Here is a 19,119-nt window from a genome sequence, read left to right as displayed (position 1 = left end):
TTTACTCCTCACCTTTTTCATGTTTTGCTATGATACGAGAAATTTCAGCAAAGAAATCACTTGCATTAAATTTAACTAAATACCCATCTCCACCTGCTTCTTTAACACCTTTATCACTCATAAATTCATTTGATAAAGAAGAGTTAAATACGATAGGAATATTTTTAAATCTCTCATCATCTCTAACTTTTGCTGCAAAATGGAATCCATCCATTTGTGGCATTTCAACATCACTTACAATAATTTTTAAATGTTTATTTAAATCACTGCCATAAGTACTATAAAGCTCTTCTAGTTTATGTAAACCTTCAACACCATCTTTAGCTTCAATTACTTTAAGACCGATTTTATTTAGTAAATCTTTAACAAGTTTTCTTGCAGTTGAACTATCATCAAGTGCTAAAGCCATACCTTCGATTTTTTGAATTTTATCATCGTCAATATCAGTTTGTGGGGTATAAATTCCAAGTTCTTGTACTATACTTTCTAAATCTAGGATAAGTAAAACCTCATCTCCTTCGATCTTAGTTACACCAGTAATTTTACCTTTATCTAAACTACCCGCACTTGTTGCAAAAGTAGCTGGCTCAATATTTTTCCAGTTAATTCTACGAATTCTTTTCGCCTCATGGACAATAAAACCGATTAAAACATTACTAAATTCAGTAATGATAACTCTAGGTTTTATATTTGTCATTTCTGGTTCTTGAATTTGCATCCATTTTGCTAGGTTGATTACAGGAATCACCACGCCACGAAGATCAAAAATACCTTCTACATATTCAGGTACTCCTGGAATTTCAGTCAAAAAAGGAATTTTAATGATTTCTCTAACCTTAGAAACATTTACACCATAAATTCCCTCATAGACTTTATCGTGGCCTTGCTTAAAGATGCGAAAATCAACAAGTTCCATTTCATTTGAACCTGTTTTAACGACATTCTCATCAAACATTATGCCTCCTTAAGTTCTATTTTGTGAAATCTGATTTCTGGCTCATATTTTACTATAAAAAAACTTTCCTTGTATGCAAAAGTAGCTAAATTTAGATATTTTATATCTTCATTTTTTAAAAATACATCTTGATGATAATGACCTTCTATTACAAAGCCTATATTATAGTGCTTTAAACGCTCTTTTACTAAAGCAGAAAAATGGGGAATTTTTCTAATAAGTTGTTTTTTGTTTTGATTTTTTAGAATTTTTTGAGTAATTCTTTCTTTACTAATAACATTTAAAAAATTTAAAAAAAGTAGCAAATAATGATTTCTCAAACTCTTTAAGCAAAACTGCAAAAAAGGTTTTAAAAAAATATCCCCATGGGCTAATTTTACTAAGGTTTTATCTTGAAATTCGCAAAGCAAGGGTTGTTGTTTTATACTAAAAACTTTCACTTTTTTAAAAAATTTAGCTAAATTAAAATCATGATTGCCTTCTAAATAAATGATTTCAATTTCATACGCAAGTTCTTCAAGTAAGTCTATATAAGCTTTTGCAAAATCATGCGTGGCCTTTACTTCATAAATTAAAAGATCAAATATATCACCCATTAAAAAAAGCTGTGGAGTTTGAATTTTTTTATTTTTTAAGGCTTGCAAAAACTCCCAAAAACCACGCCTATTTTTATTTTCATGCGCATCGGCAATAAAAATAGCATTTTCTTTTATAATTATTTTTTGCAAAAATTAAAATTCCAAAGCTTTGTATTCTATAGAAATGATTTCAAATTCACTCTCGCCTTTTGGCAAACGCACTTTAAAATCATCCCCTTCTTTTTTACCAAGCATTGCTTTAGCAATAGGCGAACTAATGGAAATATAGCCTTTTTCTAAATTTCCTTCATTTACCCCTACCAAAGTATAAGTGCTTTGTTTTTCACTTTCTAAATCCTCTACAACAACAGTTGAGCCAAATTTCACACTATCATGCTCATAAGAAGATGGATCGATGATTTGTGCTCTTGAGATCAAATCTCCAAGTTCAGCAATCTTTCCTTCTATAAAAGCTTGTTTTTCTCTAGCCGCGTGATATTCTGCATTTTCTTTTAAATCTCCATGGCTTCTTGCTATGTCTATTTCTTCTACTACTTTTGGGCGTTCAACTTTTTTTAAATGCTCTAATTCTTTTTCTAATTTCTCATAGCCGTATTTACTCATAGGTTCTTTTTGCATGATTTATCCTTATTTGATTTCATAAAGTATTTTAGCTAAATTTTTTGCACTTGCAAATTGCAAATATTCTTTTAAAAAATCTACTTTATCAAAAAATGCCTTATAATCGTATTTAAGATAAGCTTGATATAAATTTTCCACATTCACTTGCTCTTGTAAAAATTCAGGATTAAGCTCGCTTTTTCCTGCAAAATCCAAAAAGATATTTGCAAGGCCTATATGTTTGAGTTTTACAAAACATCTTGCGATAAATACATCAATAGCTTTAGCTTTATAAGCAAGCACAAAAGGCGTGCCGACCAAAGCTGCTTCAAGTGTAGCTGTGCCACTACAAATAAAAGCAAAATCAGCATTTTTTAGCACCTTTGGGGTGTTAGTTTGAATTTCAAAATTACTCATTTCTCCGTAAATTTCTAATCTTTTTAAATTAAACTCGGGCACACAAAGGATTTTTTTACCTTTAAATTTAGTGCTTAACTCTCTAAAAATAGGCATCAAACGCTTTATTTCACTTTTTCTTGAGCCCGGTAAGAAAGCGATGATTTTTTCATCATCTTTTTTTGAAAGTATAGAATTTATATCTTCTTGATTTTTAAACTCTTTTATCTCATCTAAAAGCGGATGTCCCACATAAGTGCTTTTACTAAAAAACTCACTATCAAAAGGCAAGATAGAAGCTAGCACATCAAAATGACTTTCTATGATAGGAATGCGTCCTTTTTTCCATGCCCAAACTTGAGGTAAAATATAATAAATTCTTTTTACTTTGGAATTTGCTTTTTTTAAAGCCTTTGCAAAAGGTAAGTTAAAGGCAGGAGAATCTATACATAAAATCGCATCAATTTTTTGAGCAAAACTTAAACTCACTAGCTCTTTTATGGCTCTTTTGGCTTTTAAAATGAGCGGCAAAACCTCTATAAAACCCATAGCACTAAACTCATGTGAGCTATAAAGTGGCTTGGAATTTAGACTAAATTCTTCACATAAATTCTCATCATAAATTCCCACTAAATCAAATTCTTTATACTCATTTTTATAAGCTTTTAAAACTTCTTTTAAATGCAAATTTGCTGAAGGCTCTAAGGCACAAACTAAAAAGGTTTTCATTTGAAAATCTCAAAAAATTCATTTATTTTGTTTTCTGAAATTTTTACTATACCATTCTGTATATTACTAACTTCCACACTTTTAAATCTTAAATTAGTCATTTTGCAAAAAATTCTTTTATTTGAAACCCCCATTTTAGGATATATATATAAAAAAAATTCTTTTTTGATTACAATGCTTTCTTTGTGATATTCTAAATAACAAGATAAAAGATAATTTACAAATAATCTTGATGATTTTATTTGTTCCAATGCTTCATTTTCATTCTTTTTACTAAGACTTGATTTTATTTCAGAATAATATACAATTAATTCGTTATTCAATATTCTAAACACAATAAAATCGCACGATTTATTTGTAGAAAAGCTATTTAAAAGATTTAAGGTATGTTTGTTTTCATCTTGCCTAAGTATTAAAAAATCATCTTGATTTTTTAATGTAAATTCTATTTTTTTAATTTTACTATCTTCATGTTTTTCAAAGACTATAAAACAATTGCCATTTGGTTTTATTTTCAGATCATCTTTAATAGCATCTCTAAAAATTTTTAAGTGCTTATTTGTCATATCTAGTCTCACATATCTTTTCATAAATCGTACTTTGATTTTCATTTTGAGTATCTATAGGTTCATCAAAGGTATTCATAAAAATTCCTTCTTCTTTAGTGATTTTTACCCCTTCAATGGTATTTTTACCTTTAATGTTTTTAGCAATATAAGCTTTAATATCTTTAAAATCAATTTTATTTTCTTCTATATAACCTTTTGATTTGAGTGTTTGTATTTGTTCATTTGTTAATCCATTTAGCATTATGCAATTATTTAATTCTCTAACTATATAATCACTATGAGTAGTAATAAAAATTTTAACACCTGCATTTGCCAAAAGCGTAAAAAGTCTTGCTAGTAAAATTTGATTTTTAGGATGGAGATTAAGTTCTGGCTCATCTATCATCAAAATATCACCTTTTTGAGCTTCATGTAAAATATAATGATTTAGTATAAGCAAAGATCGAACAGAACTCGAAGCTCTTTGAATTAAAAATTTACCTTTGATAATTCTTTTTTTTGCACCCGGTGCAAATTCTACACCTTCTCCGCTAACCAAGTATTTTCCACCAACAATTTCAAATAATAAATCTAAAATATTTTGATATAAATTTTTACTTTTAGAATTTTTATTTATACCTTCTTGTATAAAGCTCGTTTTCTTTACTACCTCATCTAATTCTCTAACAAAATAAATATTATCTTTAACCGGTTTTGGATATCTAGAATATTTTTCTACTAAAATATCTATTACAGCTTCTTTAATATCACTACTTCTAACTTGAGATATCCTATCTACAATTTCATTTTTATTTACATCCAATTCCTTTTGAAACATTGAAGCTCCAGTTCTTTCTGCACTCAAAATAAAAGCTCTTGGGTATTTTGGAGTTAGAAATAAAAAAAAAGATGTTAAAAGCTGCATAGTTTTAATCATAATAATTCTATCTTTTACTTCAAAATTCTCATCATCATTCTTATAATCTAATTTTATATATTCGCTATTGATTTCTGACAAATTAATCAAATTTTTATTTTCTGAAAATTCTTTAAATCTATTTACAATATCTTCATTACTTAACTTACCTAAAAAATAATCTAATTCTTGGTTTAAAAAAACACTATCATCAAAATCTCCGTCTTTTCCTGCTAAGATTTCTGATAATTTTTCCTTATAATCATCGTATGTTTTTTCAATTACTTCTTTGTAAATAGCTAGAATTTCCCATGTTGATATTGTGATAGTATATTTTTCAGGAATTAAAATATTTGAATGTTTTTGAACTATTGAAAAAAATACACTAGTTAAATTATTACTTAAAAAATCCAAATAACCGTATAAACTATAAGTAGCATAAGTTTTCCCAGTATTATTTTCACCACAGATTAAAGTAATATTTCCTACTTCAAATTCTGCCTCATCAAGCATTCCAATATTTTTTAATTTTACTTTCATATTTTTCCTTCAATATATCTACTGTGTAGGATTTATATTTTGGCTATTAAAATTATCTACAAAAATTTAAAGACATTCTAACAAATTTTAACTTAGAGTTTAAACCCGCAAAAGCGGGTTAAATTTAATAAATCGGAGTTGCTTCAACAATAGCAGGAGCAAAGAAAAATAACTCTTTTAACTCTATCGGCACAGAAGGATTTACAGTGCAATCATCTAAGCCAAAACGATTTTCTATAGGTACGCGCGCTTCATAAAAGGTACTCATGCATTTTACCCCGCCATGAGTTAAAGATCTAATTTGCACAGCTGAACTTGTAGTAGGCATGATAGAAAAAACCGTTTGCATTTGCCCATCTTGTAAATCTTGCTTGCAAGATTTCACTCCAAAAGATTTTTCACTTAAGACAGCTAAACACACATCAGCACCTCTAGGGTTTATAAACTGCACATAGCCAAAAGGGCGTTGCACGGCATATCTATCTTTTTGTTTTAACGCATCGCTAAGAATTATCTCTTTTAAAAACCAATTTTGCTCTTCTAGTTTTTCAGAGCTATATCTAAAAGGACTAAGTGAAATTCCCGTTTCTAAAGATCTTATCGCGAACATAGGTGTAAAATCTTCTAAATCATCAAATAAAACTTCAGCTTTTAAAAAACTTAAAATAAAGCAAAATAAAATACAAATTTTTCTCATCATCTTCTCCTAAGGTCTTCTAAAATTTACAGGAAAATGATCCGAAGCTAAAAAAGTCCTAAGTCCTGCTACAGCTAAGATTGCAAGAATTCTAGGCGGACTATATAAAGATGTAGTGCTTGAATTTCCCGTAATTGCATAATCAATTGTATTGCCACCTGTTTGTGTAAAAGAAGGAGGTGCGACTATATTAATGCGAGATCTTAAATCCGGATCAATTAAATTTACAATAGTCCCAGGAGGTCTGTTGAAATCCCCTAAAATCATCCAATTAACCTGTGGCATATTCCTAAAGTGCATATCCACAGCACTTATAATAGCCCCTGCATCATTACCACCTCTTGATAAAGCGTGTATGCTAAAAAACGCATCATTTCCTATACGAATTCCTATAATAGGCCTTGAAGCAACGGTTGGAGGTGGTAAAACTATCACCTCATCAGCTCGCGCTCTACTCACAATAGCCATATTTACGCGATTTGCCCCAACATCAACTCTTGAGTAGTATATATAAACTGAATTTGGACGACTTGATGAGCCCAAATTCCACTCATACTCATGAATAGGAATGCCAACTCCCACGGGTTGAACTTGTCTTGGCGTCATTATAGCAGTACTTGGTAAAACTCCTGCTTCTTGAACAGCCAAAATATCCATAGGATTAGCACCGGTTACAAGCTGTCTTATACTAATATTCCACTTACTTTCAGTAGAAGCTGATGCACCTTGTAAATTCCAAGTACCACTATTATAATTTTCCAAAGCAGCAAATAATAAATTAAAACTAAAAATCAAAAATACTATCTTTTTCATCATCACTCTCCCGTATAAGCATAAGGCGATCTTGTTTGAAAAGCAGGCGCACTAATGCTCCATTGTCTATCTAAATTTTTTTCTTTTGATTTCAAACAAGGTGTCAAATAAATACTATAATAGTCAAAATAAAATTCCTCCATTACATTTCCAACTGTCGTTTGTATACATTGTTGTGTTGCAAAATTTTGAATTTGATAAGCACCATTGCTCATAGGATATAATCTCCAAAATTGTGCAAAATTTGTCTGATCGCAAGGATAATGTACTATACCATTACCATAAGCATTTAAGCAAGTTAAAGTTTTTGCATTTTTAATCATCACAGTATTATTTGGAAATTCAATGAGTTGCCACACTCTTGCATCACCAAAAGATTTACTATCAAATAAATTATACCCCCATATCCAATTGCCTGGATTTAAAGCCCAAACCGTTAATGCAGCTCCATTTGGGTTCATAATAGTTACAAAATCGCTTACAAATCCTATATTTTCATACAAAGCATTTGAAGTAAATCCATTGCTTGATGTAAGCCTTGGTAATGGTCCTTTTACAGCATTATCTCCTTTAAAAGTATTGACTTTCATAAGAGGTGGCTCAAGTGGTATAGCTGGGATTTTCTTACCTTCCACTAAAGTTGGTGTTTTTTGTTTAGCCGGTGGAGTTGGATTTTTACCTATTTTCAAAGGATCTCCATCGCTAAAATCTCCAAAAGAACGCCCTAAAGGATTGATTTCTTTAGAAGAACATCCAACAAAAAAAGTTATAAATACGCTCAATATCATCATAAATCTAAGTTTTTGCATATTCTCTCCTTAAAAAATATAAATTTAAATATATTATCATAATTTTAAATAAATTTTGATAGAAAATATCATTTAATAAAATCTTCTTAGATTAATCAAATATTTTAAAAATGAATTGTTATAATTTTATTAATTTTAATCTAAAAAGGAAAAATTATGGATATTGTACAAAGATTTATAAATTACACTAAGATTAATACCACTACAAGTAGAGAAAATGGCGCCAAAGGCATTATGCCATCAAGTCCTAATCAAATGGAGCTTGCAAAATTACTTGAAAAAGAATTACAAGAACTAGGTTTAAAAGACATCAAAAGAAGAGAAAACACCATTACCACAGCTCTTTTACCAGCAAACACTCCAAATGCTCCTAAAATAGCCTTTTTTGCGCATTTAGATACAAGTATGGAACAAACTAATGACACCAAAGCACAAATCACTAAGTATCAAGGTGGGGATATATGCTTAAATAAAAACTTAGATCTTTATTTGAAAGAAAGTGAATTTAAAGAGCTTAAAAACTACATAGGAGATGATATTATCCACACTGATGGCACAAGCTTGCTTGGAGCTGATGATAAAGCAGCTATTGCAGCTATTATGGATATGCTTGAATTTTTTGTTAAAAATCCTGATATTAAGCATGGTGATATTTATGCTTGCTTTTTACCTGATGAAGAACAAGGTTTAAGAGGGGCAAAAGCTTTTGATATAAAAGAAATTAATGCTGATTTTGGATATTGTTTAGATTGTTGTGAGATAGGAGAATTTATTTATGAAAATTGGAATGCAGGAGATTGTGAAGTAGAATTTATAGGAAAATCTGCTCATCCTATGAGTGCTAAGGGAAAATTAGTTAATTCTTTACTTTTAGCACATAAATTTATCTCTATGCTTCCAAATGGCGAAGCACCTGAATACACAGAAAATAAAGAAGGATATTTTTGGGTTAAAGAACTCAAGGGAAATAGCGCTAAAACTATTTTAAAAATAGATATTAGAGAATTTGATGATGAAAAATACAAACAAAGAATGCAATTTTTACAAGATTTAAACGATAGTTTTAAAAAGCTATATGGAGAAGAAAGAATTAACATTAAGCTTAACGATCGTTATAAAAATGTCTTTAATAGTCTAAAAACAACCAAATCTTTGCCTATTAAACTTGCTTTACAAGCTTATGAAAATTTAAATATCAAAACTAAAATCATTCCTATGCGTGGAGGATACGATGGAGCGGTGCTTTCGGAAAAAGGCCTGCCTTGTCCAAATATCTTTACTGGAGCACATAATTTTCACTCTATTTATGAGTATTTACCTGTTAAATCTTTAAAAGCGGCAAGCAAAGTTATACAAGAAATCATCATCCTAGCCGCAAAATAAATTTAAGCCTTTTAAGGCTTAAAATTATAATAACACAAAAGCAATTACAACCACCGAAACAACACAACCTAAAGCAGTTCTTTTAACAATTTCTAAAGGACTAACCCCGGCTATAGCTGAAACGATGATACAAGCTCCTAAAATAGGCGAAAGGTATCTTCCAAGCACTGCTGACATTGCCACTGCAGTACCAAGTTTAACTTGATCAAAACCAAGATCTTGAGCATGAATAGTTACAGCCTTGTTAAATGCCATAGCAGCAGCATCACCGCTACCTGTAATCATAGCCATTAAAAATGGTATAAAAGTTCCACCAAAACGCACATAATGCTGTTCATTTTTAAGCCATTCTATGATAATATCAATTACACCGCATGCTTTTAAACCCGCAACAAAAACACTAGCAGCTATGATAATCCCTATAATCTCTGTATAAGATTTTCCCATGCCATTGAAAAACTCTTTAAAAATATTATCAGGCTTACTCATAGTTACCACCAAAGCTATAATCGCCCCTAAAAGCATGGCTTCAGCAACTCCAACTTGTTTTGTCCATGTTAAAAACTCATAATCATTTAAAGGACTTGCGCCTATGATTAGTACAATCAAAGGCACTAAAGGCATAAGCGCATAAAATACATTTACTTTTTCAATATTATCTTCAGTCTTGTTTTGATTAGCCACTTCAAAAACTTGCCCTTTTTGATAATCTTTAAAAATCACTGCCATAATCATCAAAGAAATCATCACTATCACTCCTGCTGTTAATGCATTTGGAGTTTGAGTTAAAACAATTTCTTGTATATTTTTCCCTGAAATTTCAGAAATCAAAGCCGTATGAGAAACACCTGGACTTAAAATTCCTCCTATAGTTCCACAAAGCACTGTTGCTGCTGCCATGGCAGGTTTTATACCTGAAGCCATTAAAAGCGGTATTAAAGTCGCACCAACTGCAGCTGAACATCCTGCCGCTGAAGGTATAGCTATAGCAATAAAAAAAGTTACCATAAAAGCAAGTGGGATTAAGAAAAATCCTACATTTTTCAAAGGTGTTGTAAGTAATCTAACCAAATGTTTATCGCATTTAGTCACTTTCATCACAAAAGCAAAACCCATACTCGCACAAATTGCCTTAATCAAGGCAGGTTGTACCATAGCATGCGTAAAAGCACTCAAAGCTTCAATGGGCTTAAGTGAAATCAAGCACAAGATAAAACCAACACTAATTAAAGCTGTTTTTGTTTCCACTTTTTTAATAAGCAAATAAACCACAGCCACAATACCAAAAATCGCAGCTAAAAGATAAAAAGTTTGCATTTTTCTCCTTTAGATTTTAGTTGTTTGATTGACTTTTAAATATTCTACATTAAATGGATAGCTTAGCTTTAACACATCATGATGACCTATGATTTTTAAGCTATCATCTTGCACTTTTAATGCAGAACCCTCCGGTATAGCATAAACAATGTCTTTTGGATTAGTTAATAAAAACTCTTCCAAACGCTCTTCTCTACTTTCTCCGTTGTGTCCAGGAATTTTCCCGCCAATAAAATGTGGGTTGATTTGATAAGGAAAAACCCCTAAACTATCAAAACTTTTTGGCATAACAATAGGCATATCATTAGTTGTTTTTATGCTAAGACCTGCTATGTTTGAGCCTGCACTCCAACCTATATAACAAGCCCCTTTTTCAATACGCTCTTTTAACACTTCAAGCAAATCATTTTTATATAATTTATGCAAAAGCATAAAACTATTGCCACCACCTACTAAAAAAACCCTTGCATTTAAAATCGCTTCTTTTAAATTTTCAAAATGGTGTAATGATTTGATATTATCTTTTTTCAAGCCTTCTTTTACTCTAGCTTCATAAGCATCATAAGTCCTTCTAACACCCGCATAAGGTATAAAAAGAATTTCTTCATCTTTCATGGAATTTTCTTTTAAAAAATCATCTATAAATTCTCTAGTATGACTTAAATAAGCACTATCTTTATAGCCAGAAGCACTAAAAAGTAAAAGTTTTGACATCATTCTTTCCTTTAAAAAATTAATCAAAACTATAATTTTAATATTTAAAAAATGAAAAAACAATTTAGTAATAAAAAAATATTGTATTACTTGTGTTAGAATTTAAAAAAAGGAAAAAACATGAAAGAAATTTTAATAACAAACGATGATGGCTATGAAAGTGAGGGTTTAAAAAAGCTTATAAAAATGCTAAGAAAGCATTTTAAAGCTAAAATTACCATAGTAGCTCCTGCTAGTGAAAAATCAGCATGCTCACACTCCATAACACTAACTAAGCCTTTGAGATTTCATAAGGTTGGTAAAAGATTTTACAAGCTTGATGATGGCACGCCTGCAGATTGTATTTATCTAGCTTTACATGCTTTATATAAAAAGCGTTTGCCTGATCTTGTCATAAGTGGAATTAACAAAGGTGCTAATGTAGGCGAGGATATAACCTACTCAGGAACTTGCGCAGGTGCTATGGAAGCAGTACTTCATGGAATTCCTGCCATTGCTTTATCGCAATTTTACAAAGATAATCAAAAAGAGCTTGATTATAAACTTGCTTTAAAACTTACTAAAAAAATAGTCAAAAATATCTTTGAAAAGGGCTTTCCTTTAGATAAAAAAGAATTTTTAAATATCAACTTTCCTTCTAGCAAAACAGCCTTTCAAGGCTTAAAAATTTGCAAAGCAGGTAAAAGAATTTATAGCTATAAAGCACACTCAAATACAAATCCAAGAGGTGTAGAATACTACTGGCTAGCTGCTGCTAATCTTGATCATGAAAATGAAAAAGATTCAGACATAGCACTTTTAAAACAAGGCTATGCCACAATAACCCCTATAATGCTTGATCTAACAGCTTATAAACAAATGAAAAATCTCAAAAAATGGATGAAAAATGGATAGATACACGCGTATAAAATGGCTTATTAATGAAGAAAATTTTATCAAAATTCAAAACACTAAAGTTTTAGTTTGTGGACTTGGTGGAGTTGGTGGAATTTGTGTTGATGCGCTTTTTAGAAGTGGCTTTAGTAATCTAACTTTAATTGATGCGGATAAATTTGAAACTACTAATCAAAACCGCCAGCTTCATAGTGAAAATATAGGCGAAGAAAAAGCTAAGGTTTTTGAGCGTATTTACAATGCTAAAGGTATAGTCAGTAAAATCGATGATGAGTTTTTGAAAAGTTTTAATTTGAGTGAATTTGATCTTATCATCGATGCGATTGATGATATACCTGCTAAGGTTGCTTTGGCTAATTTACTTGATTTGAAAAAGCAAATTTTTATCTCATCAACCGGTGGAGCTAGAAAGCTTGATCCAACGCGTATTAAAACGACAAGCATATTTAAAACACATGGCGATGCTTTAGCTAAAAAATTCCGCTATGAACTTAGAAAATCAGGCTTTAAAGGGGATTTTGATGTGGTATTTTCAGATGAAGAAGCCCATTGTAAAGATCTTGGCTCATTTATGGGTGTAACAGCTTCTTTTGGACTTGCTCTAGCTTCTTTGGCTTTAAGGAAAGTGCTTGATAAGAAAGCTTGATATAAAAGACTTAGCTCCTTGTATCAAGCTTTTTAAGCAAAGCGTATCCATTCTTTGTAAAAATGATTATACAAAAGAACAAATTCGTGCTTGGATTAATATAAACCAAAAAGCTTGGGAAGAAAAATTTCAAAATCAGCTAGGTTTTATTTATGAAGAAAAAGGCCAAATTGTATCTTTTATAAATATAAATTTAGAAGAAAAAACACTCGATCTTTGCTTTACTCATACAAACTATGCTCATCAAGGTTATGGTAAAGCTTTATTAGAATTTGCTCTTAAAAACTACCCTTATAGTGAAATTTATACTTTTGCTAGTCTTAGCGCTAAAAATTTCTTTTTAAAAGCAGGATTTAAAATCATCAAAGAAAACATTGCTATAAGAGATCAACAAGAATTGAAAAATTTTTTCATGAAAAGAAAATAAAACGATTTTAAAAAAGCAAACAAAATGCATTTTATCTGCTTCTACTTTAAAATTTTTAATGTCTTAATTACACTCAATAAAGGTATTATAAAAGATAATAATAAATTTTTCACTACAAAGATAAAAATTATAAATATCATCAAGCTAAGTAAAAACACAAACTGGAATTTAAAACAATATAGACAAATTGTAGGTTTTATAAAAAGTAACAAAATTTACGCTTTTGTCTTAAATATATAAATGTAAATGATTAAAAAAGCTTTACCTAAGAGAAGAAGTAGTAAAACTATATCTAGATCAATTATAAACAAGGATTTTGTATGTTAGCTTTAAGCACTCATCTTTTTTTGGCTATTTCTTTGATATTACTTTCATTTGATAAAGTCAAAATTTCGTATATTTTTTTACTCTTTTCAGTCTTGTTGGGATATGTATTTAAAATTATAGATATAACTTTTATAGTGATTAATGTATTAGTTTTTATAACGGCTATATTGTATCAGTATAAAAAAATTTTCATATTAGAAATAGCATTATTTATCTATGCTTTAGCTTTATTTCTTCATTTTATCCCTGGTGTAAATAACATCAAAGTTTTAGATCAAGTTTATGCAAGCACAAATAGCGCACCTTTTAATCTTTACTTTAGTATTGACAAGCCACTAGGGGTTTTTATACTTTTTATACTTTTTCCTATTTTATTTAAAAACACAAACTACACCAAAGCTTCAGTGTTAAAATGGAGCTTATTGCTTTTATCTCCTATTCTTTTGCTGTGCGTGCCTTGGTATTTAGGTGTTATCAAACTAGAAATAAGCATACCATCATGGATTTTATATTTTTTATTTTCAAATCTTTTGTTAGTTGCTTTAGTAGAAGAAGCTTTTTTTAGAGGTTATCTCCAACAAAGACTTACACAATTTATTCACCCCAATCTTGCTTTATTAATCGCAAGCATAGCTTTTGGATTAGTGCATTATAAAAGCGGTGTTTTGATGATTGTATTTGCTGGTGTTGCAGGCGTGATTTATGGCTTAGCTTATAAATACTCAAAAAGCTTATGGATGAGCGTATTGTTTCACTATGGATTAAATTTAATCCATTTGATATTTTTTACCTATCCATTTTACTTAAAACATTAGCGATTATAGTTTTCTAACTAGAAAAAATAAAGGATGATAAGTCAAGGTATTTTGAAATTCTTTTTCATAGTTTTTTAAAAATGCCTTGCCTATGAAAAATTTTTCACTCAAAGCATTTACTCCGCTTAATTTCAAATGCCTAAAAAGCTCCAAAGTATCATCAAATTTTAACTCTTTTAATTCTTCTTTTGCTTTTATGATCTTAAAATTTTTAGAAAGTTTTTGCCTAATTTGCTCTAAAGTTAAATATTCAAGTGATAAATTAGTGCTTTGTTTTATTTGAGTGAAATTTTTTTCTCCAAAAGTAGAAAAAAGCAAAATCCCATTTTTATTTAGCATATTTGCAAAATTTTCTAAAAGCTCATCTATCTTTAGCCACTGCATACAAGCATTGGAAGCTATAAGATCAAATTTTTTCGTATAAAAATGATGATTTTTAAGTTCATTCATATCAAAAACACCAAATTCATCAAACTTACAAGGATTTTCAAAAGGATAAATATCATTTAAAAAATAATGCTTAAATTTAATACACTCTTGCAAAGCCTTACTAAAAACCCCTACTCCACAGCCAAACTCAAATACCGCTTTAAAATCGCTCAAATCATTCTCACTAAGCATTTTACAAAGCTCTTTAACCATGTCTTTTTGCACTGGTGTATTTGCGCTATAAGTATCTTTTGCTCTTATGAAAGTTTGCAAAGCTCTTCCCAAGTGTGGTATTTAAAAAATGCAAAATGTGGCTCATCGATAAACACTGCCTTTTCTTTGAAAAAATTTAAAACATGTTTTGGTGGAAAGATCTTATCATCTTTACTGATTATGGCTTTATCCCAAGTGAAATTTTCATTTAAGTTTTTAGTGCAAAACTCATATAAACTTAAAAGTTCTTCTTTTAAATACTCATTTTTTTCAAAGTAAAATTCATCACTTAAATTCATTCTTTTTTCAAGCAAATTTGCTTTAAAATCCTCTAAAGCAAATCTTTTTATCGTAAGTTTAAAAATGGCTTTTTTAATCCCAAATTCATCATTTATAGGTAAATTTGTGCCATTTATGGCTATTTTTTTATCAAATTTCATATCTTTTAAAATTTTACTCGCTATGCAAACTCCCATAGAAAAGCCAACAAGAGTGATTTTTTCAAATTTATGAAGATCAAATTCCCAATCAAAACTCGTATAATCATACGCCATTAAAACATTTACATCACTTTTTAAATGCGTAAAATGGCTAAAATGCGAGCAAAATCCTGAAAAAAATAAAATCAACTCAGATGAATTTGCATTTTCATGTAAAAAATGAGTTTTCAAAGTACCTCCAAAACCTTTTCTAAGTCTTTTTTCACTAAACCAGCATGCAAAGAAAAGCGAATTCTAGCTGTATTTTTAGCCACGGTTGGCTCTTTAATAGCAGGTGCAAAAATACCATTTTCTAAAAGCTTTTGTGAAATTTCACTAGCTAGTGCATTTTGCCCTAAAATAAAAGATATCACATAAGCCTCGCCTAAAACTGCACCTTTACTTGCTAAAGCATTTTTAAACCAAGTGCTTAACTCTAAAAGCTCTTTTCTTTGAGCATTAAATTCATGCAAATGCTTAAAAACATGCAAAGTCCAAGCTACATTGATAGGCGCAATGGCAGTTGAGTATATAAAGGCCCTTGCTTTGTTGATAAAAAAATCTTTTTCATCACTTATCATGCAAGCTCCCATGGAAGCTATGGCCTTACCAAAGGTAAAAACTAAAAAATCCACTTCCTTTTCTAAGCCTAAAAATTTCACATAACCCAAACCATCATCTCCAAAACAACCTATGCTATGAGCTTCATCAATATAAATTTTGATATTTTTAAATTCTTTTTTTAAATTTATGAATTCTTTTATAGGCGCAAAATCTCCATCCATACTAAATAGCGCTTCACTTATGATGATAATATTTTCAAATTTTTTATAATGCTTTTGCACTAAGCTTTGTAAATGCTTTATATCATTGTGTTTAAATCTTATAAATTTAGCCCCGCCAAGCCTTAAACCATCAATAATACTTGCATGCACTTGCTTATCTGCTAAAAACAAAGTATTTTTAATGCTTGCTAAAGCTTGCAAACAGCTAACATTTAAGGCATAGCCATTATTAAAATGCAAGATTTTTCTGCCTAGCTTAGCTTCTAAAAAGCTTTCAAATTCATCAAAAATCGCATAATTTCCACTCAAGCTTCTTGAACTTGAACTAGAAAATTCAAATTCTTTTAAATGCGTTAAAAAATCTTGCTTCAATGCTTTTTCATTACTTAAATTTAAATAATCATTACTCGCTAAATTTAGCAATTTTTGCTCATTATAAATAACATATTTTCCCTCATGCCCTAATGAGCGTAGAATTCTAAAATTATCTTGTTGTTTCAACTCATCTAAAATTTGTGCAATTTGCATTATTGTTTAAGCCTTGCGTAGTTTTCACAACCCTCATCGCTTTTTAAATCACAAGCCTTACCAAAATATTCTAAAGCTTTAGAAGTATCTTTTCTAACGCCTTTGCCATTTACATACATAACTCCAAGATTAGAACAACCATCTCCACTATTTAAACTGCAAGCTTTTCTAAATAATTCAACTGCTTTAAAATTATCCTTTTTTACACCGTATCCATTTGCATACATAAAACCAAGATTAAAACAACCCAAACCATTATTTAAATCACAAGCTTTTTGATATAATTCAGCTGCTTTTAAATTATCCTTTTTTATGTCAAATCCATTTTCATACTTAACTCCAAGATTATAACAACCCAAACTACTATTCAAGTCACAAGCTTTTCTAAATAATTCAACTGCTTTAAAAATATCCTTTTTTAAACCATGTCCATTTTCATACATAACTCCAAGATTAGAACAACCATCTCCACTATTTAAACTGCAAGCTTTTCTAAAATACTCTAAAACTGAATCACCTCCATCATAAGCTTTAATCCCTTTTTTAACCAAATCCTCTTGTGCGTATGCAAAATTTAAAAATAAAATCGCTAAGATAATCAAAACTTTTTTCATACTTTACCTCTAAATTTAAGATAAAAGCTAATTATATAAATATTTTCTAAATAATCCTTTTTCATTTTAAAGCATAAATTTGAGTAAAAATTGTAGTATTATTAGTAATAAAAATCAAAGAAGTAAAAATGAATTTAAAAGAACTAGACTTAAAACACATTTGGCACCCTTGCACGCAAATGAGCGATCATGAGTTTTTACCTTTAATACCTATAAAAAAGGCTAAGGGAGTGTATTTGTATGATTTTGATGAAAAATCATACATAGACTGCATTAGCTCTTGGTGGGTAAATATCTTTGGTCATTGTAATGAATATATCAATGAAAAAATCAAAGATCAACTTCAAAATTTAGAGCATGTCTTGCTTGCAGGCTTTTCACATGAGCCTATCATAAAGCTTTCACAAAGACTTTGTGAGCTTTTACCTTTTGATAAATGCTTTTTTGCAGACAATGGTAGTTCAGCCATAGAAGTGGCTTTAAAAATGAGTTTTCAATACCACCTAAACAATGGCTCTAAAAAGGATAAATTCTTATCGCTTAGCAATTCTTACCACGGAGAAACCTTAGGTGCATTAAGCGTTGGCGATGTAGCACTTTATAAAAAAACCTATGAGCCTTTACTTTTAAAAAGTATCACAACACCTGTGCCAACAAGCAAGGACTATACAAAAGAACTTGAAATTTTAGAAAGTATTTTAAAAAATCATCATCATGAAATTTGTGCTTTTATACTTGAGCCTTTACTTCAATGTGCGGGCAATATGCACATGTATGAGCTTGGGTATTTAGATGAGGCAGTTAAACTTGCTAAAGATTATGGCGTGCAAGTGATATTTGATGAGATAGCCACAGGTTTTGGACGCACAGGGGAAATGTTTGCGCTTGATTATTGCTCACAAAGCATTGATTATATATGTCTTTCTAAAGCTATTACGGGTGGGTATTTACCACTTTCAGTGGTGCTTACTAAAGATGAAATTTATGAGAAATTTTATGATAGCTATGAGAGCCAAAAGGCCTTTTTACACTCTCACTCTTACACGGGTAATGCCCTAGCTTGTGCGGCGGCTAATGCGACTTTGGATATTTTTGAAAAAGAAAATATCATCGCAAAAAATAAAATCAAAAGTACTTTTATAAAAACTCAATGGGAGAGTTTAAAAGAATTTGACTTTTTAGGAAATTTTAGAAATTTAGGTATGGTAAGTGCATTTGATATACAAAAAAGCAAATATCAAAGAGCAGGACTTGAAGTCTTTCAAAGAGCTTTAGAAAAAGGCTTGCTTTTAAGACCACTTGGAAATACAATTTATTTCATGCCACCATATGTTATAAATGAAGATGAAATTAATTATGTCGTGCAGTCTTTAAGAGAAATTTTCAAGGATTTTTGAAAGTTTTTCGCACACTTTATCATCAAATTCTATGATAGGAATTTTAGCGTATTTACTTATAAAATCCTTGCTAAAAGTATCTTGGGTTTTTAAGATTAAAGCAAGGATTTTAATATCTCTTTGTTTTAGTGCTTCTATGCTTAAAAGCGTGTGATTGATACTTCCTAGATAGTCTTTTGCGACTAAAATCGTAGGGTGCTTAAACGCATTCATATAATCAATCATTGTTTTTTCATCATCAAGGGGCGAAAAAAGCCCGCCAGCTAGCTCGATGATGAGTTTATCACTTTGTGGAATTTGTATATCAAAGGCTTTATAATTTAAATTCTCTAAAATCCTACCTTTGTGCGGTGAAGCAGGAGTTTGTAAAAACACACCTTCTTTGAAAATCTTAGTTTTTGGGCTAAACTCAGCTACTACCTCGCTATCTTTTGGCATACCTGCTTGAATAAGCTTAAAATAATCAAAACCCAATTCTTTACAAATTCTAGCACTTAGATAAGTTTTACCAACATCTGTGTCTATACCACTAATGTATATTTTCATTTT

22 protein-coding genes and 1 pseudogene are annotated in these 19,119 nt (G+C 30.2%); 7 read left to right on the top strand and 16 right to left on the bottom strand.

All coding sequences use genetic code 11. The features are described from left to right. Position 1: 1 nt before the first annotated feature. The 9 genes from L8X97_RS05015 to L8X97_RS04975 all read right to left on the bottom strand — a co-directional run bounded on the left by L8X97_RS05015 (position 2) and on the right by L8X97_RS04975 (position 7,602). Positions 2-955, bottom strand: coding sequence for a chemotaxis protein (locus L8X97_RS05015; RefSeq protein WP_133319535.1), 954 nt, complete (start codon positions 953-955; stop codon positions 2-4). Continuing rightward, the gene (locus L8X97_RS05010; protein WP_220566581.1) at positions 955-1,683 is read right to left on the bottom strand and encodes a UDP-2,3-diacylglucosamine diphosphatase; all 729 of its coding nucleotides are present in this window, start codon (positions 1,681-1,683) and stop codon (positions 955-957) included. Before L8X97_RS05010 ends, L8X97_RS05015 begins: the two co-directional genes overlap by 1 nt. Before the next feature lie 3 nt (positions 1,684-1,686). After that, the gene (gene greA / locus L8X97_RS05005) at positions 1,687-2,172 is read right to left on the bottom strand and encodes a transcription elongation factor GreA (RefSeq protein ID WP_039619215.1); all 486 of its coding nucleotides are present in this window, start codon (positions 2,170-2,172) and stop codon (positions 1,687-1,689) included. A 9-nt stretch (positions 2,173-2,181) separates the two neighbouring features. Continuing rightward, complete coding sequence (gene lpxB / locus L8X97_RS05000) at positions 2,182-3,279, bottom strand: lipid-A-disaccharide synthase (RefSeq protein WP_220566579.1); 1,098 nt, start codon at positions 3,277-3,279, stop codon at positions 2,182-2,184. Next, on the bottom strand, positions 3,276-3,869 hold the full coding sequence (locus tag L8X97_RS04995) for a hypothetical protein (protein ID WP_263662785.1): 594 nt from the start codon (positions 3,867-3,869) through the stop codon (positions 3,276-3,278). Before L8X97_RS04995 ends, lpxB begins: the two co-directional genes overlap by 4 nt. Further along, positions 3,835-5,283: an AAA family ATPase gene (locus tag L8X97_RS04990; RefSeq protein WP_263662784.1), complete on the bottom strand. Its 1,449-nt coding sequence runs from the start codon at positions 5,281-5,283 to the stop codon at positions 3,835-3,837. Before L8X97_RS04990 ends, L8X97_RS04995 begins: the two co-directional genes overlap by 35 nt. 124 nt (positions 5,284-5,407) lie before the next feature. Beyond that, complete coding sequence (locus tag L8X97_RS04985) at positions 5,408-5,980, bottom strand: cytolethal distending toxin subunit A (protein ID WP_133319530.1); 573 nt, start codon at positions 5,978-5,980, stop codon at positions 5,408-5,410. A 9-nt stretch (positions 5,981-5,989) separates the two neighbouring features. Further along, the gene (locus L8X97_RS04980) at positions 5,990-6,793 is read right to left on the bottom strand and encodes a cytolethal distending toxin subunit B family protein (RefSeq protein WP_263662783.1); all 804 of its coding nucleotides are present in this window, start codon (positions 6,791-6,793) and stop codon (positions 5,990-5,992) included. Positions 6,794-6,795: 2 nt separating this feature from the next. Further along, complete coding sequence (locus L8X97_RS04975) at positions 6,796-7,602, bottom strand: cytolethal distending toxin subunit A/C (RefSeq protein WP_263662781.1); 807 nt, start codon at positions 7,600-7,602, stop codon at positions 6,796-6,798. 156 nt (positions 7,603-7,758) lie between these two features. Between L8X97_RS04975 and pepT the strand changes: the two genes are divergently transcribed. After that, positions 7,759-8,985, top strand: a complete 1,227-nt coding sequence (pepT, locus tag L8X97_RS04970) for a peptidase T (protein ID WP_133319528.1) — start codon at positions 7,759-7,761, stop codon at positions 8,983-8,985. Positions 8,986-9,009: 24 nt separating this feature from the next. On the opposite strand, the gene dcuC is transcribed toward pepT, so the two are convergent. Then, positions 9,010-10,302, bottom strand: coding sequence for a C4-dicarboxylate transporter DcuC (gene dcuC, locus L8X97_RS04965; protein WP_263662779.1), 1,293 nt, complete (start codon positions 10,300-10,302; stop codon positions 9,010-9,012). A 9-nt stretch (positions 10,303-10,311) separates the two neighbouring features. Further along, a complete protein-coding gene (gene pepE, locus L8X97_RS04960; RefSeq protein ID WP_220566572.1) occupies positions 10,312-11,016 on the bottom strand; it encodes a dipeptidase PepE in 705 nt (234 codons plus the stop codon). 120 nt (positions 11,017-11,136) lie between these two features. Here pepE and surE point away from each other — a divergent pair, with 120 nt between their 5' ends. The 5 genes and pseudogenes from surE to L8X97_RS04935 all read left to right on the top strand — a co-directional run bounded on the left by surE (position 11,137) and on the right by L8X97_RS04935 (position 14,125). Next, complete coding sequence (gene surE / locus L8X97_RS04955; protein WP_133319525.1) at positions 11,137-11,910, top strand: 5'/3'-nucleotidase SurE; 774 nt, start codon at positions 11,137-11,139, stop codon at positions 11,908-11,910. Continuing rightward, positions 11,903-12,556 carry a ThiF family adenylyltransferase gene (locus tag L8X97_RS04950; protein WP_220566570.1) on the top strand — a complete coding sequence of 218 codons (654 nt, stop codon included), beginning with the start codon at positions 11,903-11,905 and terminating at the stop codon, positions 12,554-12,556. Before surE ends, L8X97_RS04950 begins: the two co-directional genes overlap by 8 nt. After that, on the top strand, positions 12,540-12,983 hold the full coding sequence (locus tag L8X97_RS04945; RefSeq protein ID WP_263662778.1) for a GNAT family N-acetyltransferase: 444 nt from the start codon (positions 12,540-12,542) through the stop codon (positions 12,981-12,983). Before L8X97_RS04950 ends, L8X97_RS04945 begins: the two co-directional genes overlap by 17 nt. Then, positions 12,984-13,290: pseudogene (locus tag L8X97_RS04940) on the top strand (hypothetical protein); the annotation flags it as partial. Positions 13,291-13,303: 13 nt separating this feature from the next. Beyond that, positions 13,304-14,125 carry a CPBP family intramembrane glutamic endopeptidase gene (locus tag L8X97_RS04935; protein WP_263662777.1) on the top strand — a complete coding sequence of 274 codons (822 nt, stop codon included), beginning with the start codon at positions 13,304-13,306 and terminating at the stop codon, positions 14,123-14,125. Between the two features lie 3 nt (positions 14,126-14,128). Here L8X97_RS04935 and bioC read toward each other — a convergent pair whose 3' ends face one another. Genes bioC through L8X97_RS04915 form a run of 4 tightly spaced genes read right to left on the bottom strand, consistent with a single transcriptional unit; the run spans position 14,129 to position 17,173 of the window. Next, on the bottom strand, positions 14,129-14,827 hold the full coding sequence (gene bioC, locus L8X97_RS04930) for a malonyl-ACP O-methyltransferase BioC (RefSeq protein WP_263662776.1): 699 nt from the start codon (positions 14,825-14,827) through the stop codon (positions 14,129-14,131). Beyond that, positions 14,812-15,438: a pimeloyl-ACP methyl esterase BioG family protein gene (locus L8X97_RS04925; RefSeq protein ID WP_263662775.1), complete on the bottom strand. Its 627-nt coding sequence runs from the start codon at positions 15,436-15,438 to the stop codon at positions 14,812-14,814. Before L8X97_RS04925 ends, bioC begins: the two co-directional genes overlap by 16 nt. Next, the gene (locus tag L8X97_RS04920; RefSeq protein WP_263662774.1) at positions 15,435-16,559 is read right to left on the bottom strand and encodes an aminotransferase class I/II-fold pyridoxal phosphate-dependent enzyme; all 1,125 of its coding nucleotides are present in this window, start codon (positions 16,557-16,559) and stop codon (positions 15,435-15,437) included. The genes L8X97_RS04925 and L8X97_RS04920 overlap by 4 nt, the downstream gene beginning before the upstream one ends. Next, a complete protein-coding gene (locus L8X97_RS04915) occupies positions 16,559-17,173 on the bottom strand; it encodes a tetratricopeptide repeat protein (RefSeq protein WP_263662773.1) in 615 nt (204 codons plus the stop codon). Before L8X97_RS04915 ends, L8X97_RS04920 begins: the two co-directional genes overlap by 1 nt. Positions 17,174-17,301: 128 nt before the next feature. On the opposite strand from L8X97_RS04915, the gene L8X97_RS04910 reads away from it, so the two are divergent. After that, the gene (locus L8X97_RS04910) at positions 17,302-18,570 is read left to right on the top strand and encodes an adenosylmethionine--8-amino-7-oxononanoate transaminase (protein WP_263662772.1); all 1,269 of its coding nucleotides are present in this window, start codon (positions 17,302-17,304) and stop codon (positions 18,568-18,570) included. Here the strand turns inward: L8X97_RS04910 and bioD are convergent. Next, positions 18,544-19,116 carry a dethiobiotin synthase gene (gene bioD / locus L8X97_RS04905; RefSeq protein WP_263662771.1) on the bottom strand — a complete coding sequence of 191 codons (573 nt, stop codon included), beginning with the start codon at positions 19,114-19,116 and terminating at the stop codon, positions 18,544-18,546. The two genes, L8X97_RS04910 and bioD, sit on opposite strands and share 27 nt — an antisense overlap. Positions 19,117-19,119 lie beyond the last annotated feature (3 nt).

This window comes from Campylobacter sp. CNRCH_2013_0671h, assembly GCF_025773055.1.
Classification (GTDB): Bacteria; Campylobacterota; Campylobacteria; order Campylobacterales; family Campylobacteraceae; genus Campylobacter_D; species Campylobacter_D lari_D.
Note: the sequence above shows the minus strand (reverse complement) of the source record. Positions and strands in the feature narration are given on the sequence as shown.

Coding starts and splice junctions, on each gene's coding strand:
- L8X97_RS04980 (WP_263662783.1), bottom strand. CDS start 6,793: ATGAAAAAGATAGTATTTTTGATTTTTAGTTTTAATTTATTATTTGCT.
- surE (WP_133319525.1), top strand. CDS start 11,137: ATGAAAGAAATTTTAATAACAAACGATGATGGCTATGAAAGTGAGGGT.
- L8X97_RS04920 (WP_263662774.1), bottom strand. CDS start 16,559: ATGCAAATTGCACAAATTTTAGATGAGTTGAAACAACAAGATAATTTT.
- L8X97_RS04935 (WP_263662777.1), top strand. CDS start 13,304: ATGTTAGCTTTAAGCACTCATCTTTTTTTGGCTATTTCTTTGATATTA.
- L8X97_RS04985 (WP_133319530.1), bottom strand. CDS start 5,980: ATGAGAAAAATTTGTATTTTATTTTGCTTTATTTTAAGTTTTTTAAAA.
- L8X97_RS04995 (WP_263662785.1), bottom strand. CDS start 3,869: ATGAAAAGATATGTGAGACTAGATATGACAAATAAGCACTTAAAAATT.
- L8X97_RS05015 (WP_133319535.1), bottom strand. CDS start 955: ATGTTTGATGAGAATGTCGTTAAAACAGGTTCAAATGAAATGGAACTT.
- L8X97_RS04975 (WP_263662781.1), bottom strand. CDS start 7,602: ATGCAAAAACTTAGATTTATGATGATATTGAGCGTATTTATAACTTTT.
- pepT (WP_133319528.1), top strand. CDS start 7,759: ATGGATATTGTACAAAGATTTATAAATTACACTAAGATTAATACCACT.
- pepE (WP_220566572.1), bottom strand. CDS start 11,016: ATGTCAAAACTTTTACTTTTTAGTGCTTCTGGCTATAAAGATAGTGCT.
- L8X97_RS04910 (WP_263662772.1), top strand. CDS start 17,302: ATGAATTTAAAAGAACTAGACTTAAAACACATTTGGCACCCTTGCACG.
- greA (WP_039619215.1), bottom strand. CDS start 2,172: ATGCAAAAAGAACCTATGAGTAAATACGGCTATGAGAAATTAGAAAAA.
- dcuC (WP_263662779.1), bottom strand. CDS start 10,302: ATGCAAACTTTTTATCTTTTAGCTGCGATTTTTGGTATTGTGGCTGTG.
- L8X97_RS04990 (WP_263662784.1), bottom strand. CDS start 5,283: ATGAAAGTAAAATTAAAAAATATTGGAATGCTTGATGAGGCAGAATTT.
- L8X97_RS04950 (WP_220566570.1), top strand. CDS start 11,903: ATGGATAGATACACGCGTATAAAATGGCTTATTAATGAAGAAAATTTT.
- lpxB (WP_220566579.1), bottom strand. CDS start 3,279: ATGAAAACCTTTTTAGTTTGTGCCTTAGAGCCTTCAGCAAATTTGCAT.
- bioD (WP_263662771.1), bottom strand. CDS start 19,116: ATGAAAATATACATTAGTGGTATAGACACAGATGTTGGTAAAACTTAT.
- L8X97_RS04915 (WP_263662773.1), bottom strand. CDS start 17,173: ATGAAAAAAGTTTTGATTATCTTAGCGATTTTATTTTTAAATTTTGCA.